The organism is uncultured Thermosynechococcus sp. (assembly GCF_938074695.1).
Lineage (GTDB): Bacteria > Cyanobacteriota > Cyanobacteriia > Thermosynechococcales > Thermosynechococcaceae > Thermosynechococcus.
In genome coordinates this window covers 36393-48021 of sequence record NZ_CALJEM010000062.1, presented here as the reverse complement: position 1 = coordinate 48021, position 11629 = coordinate 36393, and the positions used below count along the sequence as shown (strand labels likewise).

Here is an 11629-nt window from a genome sequence, read left to right as displayed (position 1 = left end):
ACAGCATCCTCACTCATGCGCAGGTTCCCTATTTTTTCCAAAAGCACCATACCACACCGCCAGCCCTTCACAGCGTTTTTCAAAGATGGGGAACTGGTCACTGCGGCCGCCAGTCCTTGAAAATTAATTGCAAGTGACCTTGTAAACTACAATAGGGCTAGTGATTACCTAAAGGGGGTTCGGCGATGGCGATCGCGCGCACAGGAAAAAAAGGGCAGTGGCTCCCCCTATTGGGTGTGGCTGCAACATTTTGGGCACATACCGGCCTCGCTGCCGAACAAATTAGCCTTGTTTATCCGCCCTTTGGCACATTTAGCATTCAAGTCAGCGACCTTGCCACCTTTGTCAAAACGGGTCATGCCAGTCCTGAACTCAGATTTTTAATTCGCCTCCTGCCCAGTGATCAAGAGCCAAACCTACGGGAGAGCTTGACCACACGGATGAACCTAGAGCCGACCACCGTCGGTCAATTTGTCAAAAGTCCCATTGGTCAAACCTTTTTAGAGCGTATCGGCCAAGTCATTCGGACAGAAAATGATCTCAACGGCGCCCAAGCTCTGGGGGAAGCCCTGAAAACTGCCGCCACCTCTCCCTCAGGAATTACACTTCTATCGGTGTTGCAGGCCTTTCCGAGCAAGAGTCTGAAAGTCAACGGTGAACTCGGCTTGAAAGCGATTGGGGCATTTACCCGTGCCATTAATCAACAGCAGCGGACTCAAAAGTTTATCGAACGGCTGGCGCAGCGCCAACCCAGAACGGCTCTGCCGGCCAGCGGACGCACACCTGCGCAAAAGGGGCCTTTCCAATGGCAAAAGCAAAGGCTCGAATTTACCAATCCCAATCGCACCACAGGGCCGATTCCCGCAGATCTCTATGTCCCAACGGGAATCACTGCACCTGCCCCTCTGATTGTCATTTCCCACGGCTTAGCCTCCGACCGCACAACGTTTGCCTACTTGGCAGAGCACTTAGCCAGTTATGGTCTAGCGGTGTTGGCAGTCACTCACCCCGGTTCTGATACCCGTCGGATTGGGAGTTTCCTTTCAGGGGCGCCCCTAGACTATGAGAATTTGCCCAAGGACTGGGCGCAGCGCCCCCTCGACCTAAAGTTGGCCATAGATGCCGTGGCGGCTTTCGTTGACAAAGACCCTGCCCTAAAAATTGACACTAACAATGTCGGTCTTTTTGGTCACTCGATGGGGGGCTTTACGGTACTGGCGGCAGCGGGGGGGACCGTTGACTGGAACGCTGTCCAACAACGTTGTCTGGCAGCGGCGAATGATCTCTTTATCTTTAACATCTCAGTGCCCCTGCAATGCCGCAGTCTTGGTCTTGCCAATGCTCCCTCTATCCCAGCAGATTCACGGGTCAAGTCTGTGATTGCCGTCAATCCAGTGAGCAGTATCCTCATTGGCGAGCGGGGCATGGCTAATATCCAGGTGCCTACGCTGATTATTTCCAGTAGCAAAGATGTCTTTGCGCCACCGTTAGAGGAGCAGGTCTTACCCTTTACGTGGTTGCAAGCCCAGCCCAAGTATTTGGCCATGCTCGTGCCCGGTACCCACTTCTCGGCGGTGGGGGTTAGCGAAGCGGGGGTGTTGCCGGTACCCCGTGATCTCATTGGCCCAAATCCGCAGTTGGCTCAGCCCTTTTTCAAGGGGGTGAGTGCTGCCTTCTTTGGGGTGTTTAATCAACACAATGAGCGGTTGCGCCCCTTCTTAAGTCAAACATTTGTTGGCCAAGTGGCACAGCCAACCTTTCAAGCCTATTGGGTGGAGGACATAAATCCCCAGCAGCTGCAGGAGGCGCTGGCGGGGCGCATTGGGACTCAACCCCGCAGATAAAGTACCCCCGAAATTAATGTCAGGGCGATCGCCCCCCCATAGACAGTGAGAATTCCCCCTTGCCAACTGGGAGGTAAAGGAGCCAAAAGTAGGGCTACGGCCACAATCTGACTGACCGTTTTTGCTTTCCCCCAGAGGTTTGCCCCCTGAATTTGCGGTTGCTGCACCCGCCAACTGGCAATCCCCAGTTCCCGAAAGAGAATTAAGGCCACTGACCAGGCGGGCACCTCTCCCCACTCAATACAGAGTAAAAGGGGCACAAGGATCAGCAACTTATCCACCAGTGGATCAAGCACCTTGCCCAAATCTGTGACCTGATGGAAACGGCGGGCAATATAGCCATCCAGCCAATCGGTGAGGGCAGCCACCAGAAACAGCCCCACCCCCCACCAGCGATAGACCACACCGTCATTGAAGGAGAGCAAGCCCACAATGACTGGTACGATTAACAGGCGAGCAAGGGTAAGAGTGGTGGCTAGGTTGAAGGGCATGATCATTCCCCTGAGACAATAAGAAAACCCCCTCGCAGGGAGGGAGTCCATGAGTCTTTCACTGATTGCAGGGCTTAGTACAACTGGAGCGACTTCAGCTGCTTATCGAACATGTGGATCGTATCCACAAAGCGCGCTGTTTTCGACTGCGTGGAAATGACCAGCGATTGAGTACGGGCACCCCCCTTGAAGAAACGCACCCCTTTCATGAGCATGCCAGGGGTGATGCCACAGGCGGCAAAGAGAACCGTTTCCCCAGAAGCTAATTCCTCCGCCTCATAGACTTTATCGGGATCGGTAATGCCGGCTTTTTTCAGCTCCTCAAGGTTGCCTTCGCGGGTGCGATTGGCCCATTCCTTAGTCATGACCACCGCGGGATCATAGACCAATTGTCCTTGAAAGTGCCCGCCCAAGGCCCGCATGGCCGCAGCGGAAATCACCCCTTCGGGCGCAGCGCCAATCCCCATGAGGGCGTGAATATTGGTACCAGAAAAGGCACAGGAGAGAGCCGCCGAAACGTCGCCATCGGTAATGAGTTGGACACGGGCACCGGCGTCCCGAATTTCTTGAATGAGATCATTGTGGCGATCGCGCTTCATGACCACCACCACCAATTCATCAACGGCGCGATCAAGGCATTCCGAGAGAATTTTCAGGTTTTCTGTTGCCGAGTTGCGAATGTCCACTTTGCCCTTAGCAGCAGGGGGCGCCGCCAGTTTCTTCATATAAAAGTCGGGAGCTGCAAACAACCCCCCTTTTTCGGAAATAGCCAGCACTGCCATTGATCCCGGTTGGCCATAGGCGCAGAGGTTTGTCCCTTCGCAGGGGTCAACGGCAATGTCAATTTCAATCAGTTCTTCGGGGTTACAGTATTGGGCAGCATCAGGACGGGTACAGATACCCACTTCTTCGCCGATGTAGAGCATCGGGGCTTCATCCCGTTCCCCTTCGCCAATCACAATGCGACCGCGCATATGGATTTGATTCATGCGGTTGCGCATGGCATCTACGGCTGCCTGATCCGCCATGTGTTTATCGCCTTTGCCCATCCAGCGTGCGGCGGCAATTGCCGCTTGTTCCACCACTTCAATAATCTCTAAGCCGATGACGTTATCCACACAACCCTCCTAACAGCACAAGTTGATCCCGCAGAGGTTTCCTCTCTGAGCTTACAGAACTTTGGTACGCAGAAAATAATTTCTTGCTGCAAATTATTTACTCTCGACCCTCCCTTTCCCGCTTCCCCTCAGGGACTAGGGTGCGGTCAAAACGAGCAGTTGCTCCGGGGGCAGATGATCTATGTAATAGCCATCCTGAGCCAACACAATTAACAGGTGAAGGCCACAGTCGGGATACAGGTGCAGATCTGCCCACGGAATGGCCACTTCTAGACAGGTGCCCACGGCATAGCGGGCATGGGTGGGGCGCTCTTCCCATTGATAGTTGGCGATCGCCTCTTTGAAGGTGAGCAGCTGCTTTTCAAGGTCAATCACCAATTGATGGTGGTACAGGTAGTTGAGGGGCGCCTCAGCGGGACAATCCTGCAGGTCAGAAAGAGGGCTATTGTAGGTCACCATGTTGGGGTAGTACCAGCAAAAGTGCACGGTACTGATGTCAGTCCCAAAGGGCTGTTTTTGGCTAGGCGCATCGAGGCGCAAATAGATATTCAGGTGATCTACCCCATACCAGAGGCGATTGACTAGGGTTTGGCGGTGCATCGTCCCTCGGCTGCCGCCAATTTGAATGCGACCCGCAAAGTTCCAGTCCTGCTCATCGCCTTTGCCATCAATTGCAGGGTGAATAAAGCCTTGGGGCGGGTAGGTGGCCTTAGCTTCATGGACTTCCAAGGGATCGTGGAGTCCCTCCGGAACTGGCTCCCCCAGTGCCGTGTAAAGGGCCATCAAGTGCTCGCGGAAAAGCTGATCAAACACGGCATCGTGGTTCGAGGAGTGGCCTTCACCAAACCACCAGAACCAGTCGGAACCTTCCGCCGCCAAAAGGGCTTGCCATGCCGCTGGATTGTTTGTTTCCGTGGCTTCGGGATGGCGCTCAAGGGTTTGGCGAGCCGCCGCTAGATAGTCCCAAGCCTTGTTTTTGACCGGATCGCCAATCCAAGTGCAGAAATTGCCGTCAATCCACGAGCCGCTGTGGAGGGAGGAGCCTGAAATCACCGCCCGCGGCGGGTACTGTTGTAGATACTCCGCCACAGAGACACAGGCAAAGTGCTCACTCTCACTCAGACCTTGGTAGAGCGCCTCCAAGAAGGGCAGACCATCGCGGGGATAGTACTCCCAGCAGTTTTCACCATCAAGGGCAATTGTCACTAGCCAAGGCTGTTCCAAGCTCGATCCACCACTGCCTTCATGGGCAAGGAGTTGTTGGCGAATGCCCTCCAGCTGCTGGAGTAAATCGGCGGCTGCCGCTTCGGGAGCCATGGCACTGTAGGTAAACCCAATCAAATCCGAGAGGCGGTGATCGCGAAAGACAATGTTCAGATCGCCGCGCGCCGTGGTTAAGCGATAGGGTTGATAAAGAACCTCAGCCTGTTGCACCACTCCCCGTTCATTGCGGTGAAAGTAGGTTCCCGTTGTCCACCCCAAAACGGCTTCATCGGCACAAATCCACTTAAACCCCTGCTCCAGAATGGGTTCGAGAATGGCGGGACTGACGGCTTGCTCTGAGGGCCACAGGCCGCGGGGCGATCGCCCAAAGAATTGCTCATAGAGAACTCGCGCCCGCCGCAGATGCCGCGAAACATCTTCAGGATATTGAAACCGCTGTTGGGGCAAGGCAATATTGGGAACTGCCACCTTGGCAGCGTCGGTGTCCACTAAGAGGGGCAAAATGGGGTGGGTGTAGGGCGTGGTGGTCACTTCAATTTGACCCGCCTCCTGCAGGGCACGGTGCTGGGGAATGATTTGGCTAAGAATCTCTCGCTGTTTGGCAATGATTCGCTGGCGATCGCTGAGGCTAAAATCCCGCCCTTTGGACAACCACTGCGCAATCTCTGGCTCCTCCCAATACAGCGGATCAATCCAAGCTAAGTTGTGCCACGCCAAGAGATCCCCATAGTCTTGGGGCTGCCAGTGTTGCCAACACCAAGTTTTCCCCTTAGTTTGCCGCTGCTGGTAGAGTTCCCGATAGCGGGGATGGGGATCAATCATGGTGCGGTGGTGGGCATCAAAGAAATGCTCAATGATAAACCAGCGCTGTTGATCCGTAAGCTGTTCCACCGGCGTCAGGGTCGCCGTAAGGTAGGGATCGAGCGCCGTGCCGTTGACATAGTCCTGAATTTGCAGCAACAGTGAGGGGACAAGGTTAATTGTCTGTTTGAGGCGGGGATACTTGGCCAAGACAAGAATGAGGTCTAGGTAATCCTTGCTGCCGTGGAGCCGTACCCAGGGCAATAGGTATTGACCGCTACGGCAGCTTTTATAGAGGGGTTGGTGTTGGTGCCAAATAAAAGCAACATGCAAGGGATATGCCACAACCAGCTTGCCCCCAATCCTGCGGGACTCCTTCTCCAGTATTTCAGGGGAGGTTAGGCTTGACCACTTTGTTACGAAAATGTCAAAAGTGACAAAAATCTTAATAGAGACTTTTCCTGGCGCATCGGTTGTGCTCCTGTTTGACACCAAAAATATTATAAAAATATCAGGAAAAGTTTAATGGAAGTTCATCAAAATGAAATTGATAAAGACGCCTGTAATACGCTAGGGCAAAATCGTCCTCAGTGGCAGGTGATTAAGGCGGATATTTGCAGCCTGAACTAGGAGCGTTCCATCAAGACAGAAATTGGCATCTTGACCCGCGGATTCCCTTGTCCAGACTTCTATGCAGGAGACAGGTTGGGCTTTACAGATACCCATGGCACGTTATTTTTGAGTTCGCCAGAGCTATCAAGGAAGTTCAACCCAAACTGTTCTTGGGCGAAAATGTGCGGGGTTTGTTAAGCCATGATCGCGGGCGTACCATCAAAACCATTGGATCTGTACTTTCAGAAATCGGTTATACCTTAGCTTCACCGCGGTTGCTCAATGCCCTATTCTATCGCCTTCTCCAAAAGCGACAGCGGCTATTCATAGTAGGAATCCACAATGACTTGCCGCCCTATGCTCAATTTGCTTGGTCTAGTCCGTGTCCACAAATATTGAATACCCCTGAAGTGAAATCACCGCAGCCCGCGATTCGCTTGTCCGCAGCAAAACAACTAGAGTTTTCATTTCCCTGAGGTAGAAAAGTGATAGCATCAAGACTTGCTCCCGCCGCAAGGGGCAATTATCCTAGGGGTGAAGCGTTTACCAAGTCTCAGATGAAAGCCCAAGTGTTCCGAGGGGTAAATCAACTCAGCTACGAGGACATTCCAATTCCAGAGATTGCTGCCGATGAAGTGCTGGTTCGCGTCAGAGTAGTTGGGTTGTGCCAATCGGACATTAAAAAAATTCGCTATCCCCTCTATGAACCTCCGCGTATCTTTGGCCACGAAACCGTAGGGGAAATTGCTGCTGTGGGCGAGGCCGTGAGGGATTGGCAGGTGGGTCAGCGGGTGGTGGTCATGCACCATATTCCCTGCATGCGCTGCGCCTACTGCCTGCACGAAAACTACTCCCTGTGCCATGTCTATAAAACAGTGACGACAACGGCGGGCTTTATTCCCAGTGGGGGGGGCTTTGCCGAATATGTGAAAGTACCGGGGCACATTGTACAGCATGGGGGATTAATTCCCATTCCCGATGAGATTAGTGATGAGGAGGCCAGCTTTGTTGAACCCACCAACTGTTGCCTGAAGGCAGTCAAAAAGGCGGGCATTGCTCCCGGTCAAACGGTGCTGATCACCGGGGCAGGGCCTATTGGCCTGATGTTTGTGATGTTGGTGAATCTTTTTGGGGCGCGGGCGATCGCCACCGATTTGTTGCCCTCGCGAATTGCCAAAGCCAAGGAAGTGGGGGCTGCGGCTGCCTTTGATGCCCGCGATCCCGATCTTGCTGCCAAGGTACAAGCCCTCACCCATGGTTTGGGGGCAGATGTAAGCCTGTTGGCAGTGCCCAGTGAGAAAGCTTTTTTCCAAGCTCTAGCGTGTACGCGCAAGGGGGGCAAAATTCTCTTTTTTGCTGAGTTTCCCGATGAGGTGGACATTCCCTTGAATCCCAACATTCTCTATCGCCATGAAATTGACCTTATGGGCAGTTATAGCTCCTCTTACCGCTGGCAGTCCCTTGCCTGCGATGTCATCTTTAACCGCCGCATTGATGTGAAAACTTTAGTGAGCGATCGCTATCCCCTATCAAAACTCGCCGCAGCGGTGGAACAGGCAGTGCACCCAACGCCTGAAACCTACAAAATCCTCATCTATCCGGAGGCTTGATGCACGCCCTCTCCCTCCCCACCTGGGTAGTCCATATTTCCAGTGTTCTGGAGTGGATGGCTGCCATTTGGTTTGTGGCCCAACTGGATCGCCGCTGTCCTCAGCGGGGGTGGCGATGGTTGGCGTGGGCAATGTTGCCCGCTTTGGTGAGCGCCATGTGTGCCTGTACTTGGCATTACTTCGATAATGCGGTTGCTCTAGAGTGGCTGGTGGATCTACAGGCGCTGCTGACCTTTGTGGGCAACTGTGCCCTCTGTGGCGCTGCTGCCTGGCTGTGGTGGCGATCGCGGGAATCACAAAGCATCTCGTAGGGGGGTGCGGCGTGTCTCCCCGCCCTAGGAAAACAGGAAAGAACTTACAATGTTAGTTGAAATTGGCAGTGCTCAAGGACTTCCAGTATCCTGATAAGCAGATTCCCCACCCTTCCCCGCCCAGGGGTGTGCTCAATGGAATCAATACATCAACACAGTAGTCAACTCTTGATCTTTGTCGTAGATCTTTGCCGTAGAACAAGGAGGAACACTTGCCCGTCAACCTAGCCCTCAACGCCTAAACCTCTGTGGAGGCTGCAATGGAAAGTAGTGCCGAACTGACCGCCCTGTTTGTTATAGCCGTTGTCTTGGGCATTGGTGCCCAAGTGATTGCCCAGTGGCTGCGGCTGCCCAGTATTGTCCTATTGTTGCTGACAGGGATTGCTTCAGGCCCCAGCGGCTTGGGACTGGTGCACCCAGAGGTACTAGGGGAAGGTTTAGAGGTCTTAGTGCCCCTGTGTGTAGCCTTGATTCTGTTTGAAGGGGGCTTGAGTCTAGATCTTACGCGGGCTGACCAAGACATTACAGGAAGCCTTTGGAAATTGGTGAGCATTGGGAGCTTAATCACCCTAGTGGGGGGGGCAATGGCTGCCCATTGGCTGGGGGAATTTCCCTGGCAACTGGCATTTCTCTACGCATCCCTCATTGTTGTGACTGGTCCAACGGTGGTTGGGCCGCTGCTGCGGCAGGTGGGGGTGGAGCACAAACTGGCGGTGATTCTTGAAGGGGAGGGTGTGCTCATTGACCCCATCGGTGCCATTTTGGCAGTGGTGGTGCTCAACGTAGTTCTCAACCAAGATCTAGGGGCGGGGGCGATCGCCCTTGGAATTATTCAGCGCTTGGCGGTGGGGGCATTAATGGGTGGCCTTGGCGGCTGGTGCCTGAATGGATTTTTGCGCCGTGCTTGGTTTTTGGTGGATGACCTGCGCAATCTCCTAGTGCTTGCCGTCCTCTGGGGTCTGTTCTGGCTCTCAGATCAACTGGTGAGCGAATCTGGTCTCATGATGGCCGTTGTCCTAGGGCTGGTGCTGCGGGGGGCTGATGTGCCGGGGGGACGGCTGCTGCGCCGCTTCAAAGGGCAACTGAGTACGCTGTCGATCTCGGTTTTGTTTGTACTCCTAGCCGCCGATCTCTCGATTGCCGGCCTGTTGGAGCTAGGCTGGTCGGGCGTGCTCACGGTTTTGTGCTTGATGTTCCTCATCCGTCCCCTAGGGGTGCTGCTGTGTACCTGGGGCAGTGATCTCAGTTGGCAACAGAAAGCCTTTCTCAGTTGGATTGCACCGCGTGGCATTGTGGCCGCTTCTGTGGCCTCTCTTTTTGCAATTACGCTGACCAATGCGGGCATTAGTGGCGGCGATGCCATCAAGGGACAGGTGTTCCTAACAATTCTGATGACGGTCTTCGGTCAGGGCTTAACGGCTCGCTGGCTGGCAACGCAACTCAATGTTCGCGCCCAGGGGGCATCGGGGGTAATGATTGCTGGCTGTACCCCTTTAGGTCGCCTGTTGGCGCGGATTCTGCGCGATCGCGGGGAAGAGGTGGTGATGATCGACACCGATCCAGAGGCCGTCGAGCAAGCCCGCCGTGAACACTTACCGGTCTATCTCAGCAGTGCCCTTGATTTGAATATTTTGCAGGAGGCGGGGATTACCCAGTTGGGCACCTACCTTGCCGTAACCAGCAATACGGAAGTCAATGCGGTGCTGGCACAGCGGGTTCTCGAGGAATTTCATCCCCCCCGCGTCTTGGCTGCCCTTGAGCTAGAGGATTGTCCCTTGGGTCTCAGTCCTGCCTTTGCCAGCCAACTTTCCATCAAAAAATGGAACGAATACATCCGCAGCGATGCAGTGCGCTTGGGGGAACTGGTCATTGAGGAGGAGCGATCGCAGTTGCAACGCCAACATCTGGAAGCTTTAGTGCGCTCTAACAAAGTTCTCCCCCTTGTTGTGGAACGGCCAGAGGGATTGCGGGTCGTGCGAGCCAATGAAGAGTGGCAAGTGGGCGATCGCTTGATCTATTTGCTGCATAGCCCCAAACCCCACACCCTACCGGCAGCTCTCATTTCTGGCTGGCAGATGAATACCCAAGTGGAGTCCGTACTCGTTCCCAGTGAAGTCTCTACCGCCAAGGGAACCTAATCCCCTGCTGACCGTCCATAGGCATCAGCAGAGTAAGCTGCGTGTTTTCCCCCTCAGGAGAGGGAGCCGCAAGCCGTAAGCCATCTTTAGTGTCTTTATCTGGAGAGATTTGTTATGCAGAACCTATCCCGGCGCAGCTTGGCAATCTTGAGCTGTGGCTTAATGAGTTCTAGCACCCTTGCCCTTTTGGCGGCTATTCCCGCCCAAGCCCAATCCCGTTTTACCGATACCCAAGGCATCTGGGCGCAAGCCTGTATTGATCACCTTGCCAGTCGCAACATTATCAGCGGCTATCCCGATGGCACCTTCCGTCCCTTTGCAGCGGTAACCCGTGCCGAATATGCGGCAATGCTGCAACGGGCATTCCCCAATGCACCAGTGGTGCGTGCCCCCAGCACATTTAACGATGTGCCCAGTACGTTTTGGGCAGCCAGTGCAATTCAAAATGCCACCCGTACAGGCTTCTTGAGTGGCTATCCCGGCAATGTATTTCAGCCTAATCAAAATATTCCGCGTGTTCAGGCAATCGTGGCTCTAGCGAGTGGCTTGCAATACCCCACCCCTTCCGCGGTTGAGGAGGTCTTAGCCCAGTTTAATGATGCGGCGGCGATTCCAGCCTACGGTCGTGCGGGGGTAGCTGCTGCCACTGCTAAACAGGTGGTGGTGAACTATCCCAATGTGCAGTTCTTTGCCCCCAATCAACTGGCCACCCGTGCGGATATTGCTGCCTTCCTCTGTCAAGCAACCCGTGCTCCCGGCGCCCAAGCCCTGGTGCCCACTCAGTACATTGCCGGTGCAGCAACTGCTTCCCCCATTGCCCTCAGCCTGCCAGCGGGTCAGCAAATTTCAGCCCGCTTCCCCGATGCGGAGCGGATTGTCCTCAGCCCCAATGAAACGGTTGCCATTCGCTTGGTGACGGCTGCCGATGTCCGCGATAGCCAAGGGCGTCTTGTGATTCCCATGGGCAGTGAAATTTTTGGCCAAATCCAGCCCGCCCAAGGAGGCTCTCAATTTGTGGCTAATACGGTGGTGATCAATAATCGCCAACTGCCAATTGCCGCCACTTCCCAAGTGATTCGCACGATTCGCGATGCCCGTGACCCCAACATTGGTAATATCTTCCGCAATGCGGCCATTGGTTCGGCGGTAGCTGCAGCTATTTCGGGTCTGGCGGGGGACCAAAAAATTACGCCTTTGAAGGTTTTAACCGGTACCCTGACGGGCGCAGCCATTGAAACCAACCAAGGACGGCCTGCCACCTCCATTATTCGCGATACCCTGATCGGTGCCGCTTTGGCCACCGGTGCCTCGGCAGTAATTGGCGATCGCAAAATTACGCCCGAAAAAGTGATTACGGGTGCCGCTGCCGGTGCAACAATTGGGGGCGCCATCGATCCGGCCGTGCAGCGACTGGTGGTGATTGATTCCAGTACAGATTTGGGCTTGACCCTAACTCAGCCCTTTACGGTCTCCCGATAGC

Annotated in this window: 8 protein-coding genes and 1 pseudogene; 6 read left to right on the top strand and 3 right to left on the bottom strand. The window is 54.4% G+C overall.

The genetic code is table 11. From position 1 onward, the window contains the following. The first annotated feature begins 185 nt into the window (after positions 1-185). A complete protein-coding gene (locus Q0683_RS09335; protein WP_298615081.1) occupies positions 186-1844 on the top strand; it encodes an alpha/beta hydrolase in 1659 nt (552 codons plus the stop codon). Here the strand turns inward: Q0683_RS09335 and pgsA are convergent. The 3 genes from pgsA to Q0683_RS09320 form a co-directional block, all read right to left on the bottom strand. Continuing rightward, on the bottom strand, positions 1829-2335 hold the full coding sequence (pgsA, locus tag Q0683_RS09330; protein WP_298615079.1) for a CDP-diacylglycerol--glycerol-3-phosphate 3-phosphatidyltransferase: 507 nt from the start codon (positions 2333-2335) through the stop codon (positions 1829-1831). The two genes, Q0683_RS09335 and pgsA, sit on opposite strands and share 16 nt — an antisense overlap. 74 nt (positions 2336-2409) lie before the next feature. Further along, positions 2410-3453 carry a class II fructose-bisphosphatase gene (gene glpX, locus Q0683_RS09325; RefSeq protein WP_298617373.1) on the bottom strand — a complete coding sequence of 348 codons (1044 nt, stop codon included), beginning with the start codon at positions 3451-3453 and terminating at the stop codon, positions 2410-2412. Between the two features lie 135 nt (positions 3454-3588). Continuing rightward, the gene (locus Q0683_RS09320; RefSeq protein ID WP_298617371.1) at positions 3589-5823 is read right to left on the bottom strand and encodes a glycoside hydrolase; all 2235 of its coding nucleotides are present in this window, start codon (positions 5821-5823) and stop codon (positions 3589-3591) included. Between the two features lie 294 nt (positions 5824-6117). On the opposite strand from Q0683_RS09320, the pseudogene dcm reads away from it, so the two are divergent. From dcm to Q0683_RS09300, 5 genes and pseudogenes are all read left to right on the top strand, one after another. Further along, positions 6118-6566 (top strand): annotated as a pseudogene (gene dcm / locus Q0683_RS11060) (DNA (cytosine-5-)-methyltransferase). Between the two features lie 81 nt (positions 6567-6647). Continuing rightward, positions 6648-7700 (top strand): zinc-dependent dehydrogenase, encoded by a 1053-nt coding sequence (locus tag Q0683_RS09315; RefSeq protein WP_298615678.1) that lies wholly within the window; start codon positions 6648-6650, stop codon positions 7698-7700. Then, the gene (locus tag Q0683_RS09310) at positions 7700-8011 is read left to right on the top strand and encodes a DUF2499 domain-containing protein (protein WP_298615680.1); all 312 of its coding nucleotides are present in this window, start codon (positions 7700-7702) and stop codon (positions 8009-8011) included. The genes Q0683_RS09315 and Q0683_RS09310 overlap by 1 nt, the downstream gene beginning before the upstream one ends. Positions 8012-8271: 260 nt before the next feature. Further along, positions 8272-10149: a sodium:proton antiporter gene (locus tag Q0683_RS09305; protein WP_298615682.1), complete on the top strand. Its 1878-nt coding sequence runs from the start codon at positions 8272-8274 to the stop codon at positions 10147-10149. Positions 10150-10263: 114 nt separating this feature from the next. Next, the gene (locus Q0683_RS09300; RefSeq protein ID WP_298977412.1) at positions 10264-11628 is read left to right on the top strand and encodes an S-layer homology domain-containing protein; all 1365 of its coding nucleotides are present in this window, start codon (positions 10264-10266) and stop codon (positions 11626-11628) included. Position 11629: the final 1 nt, after the last annotated feature.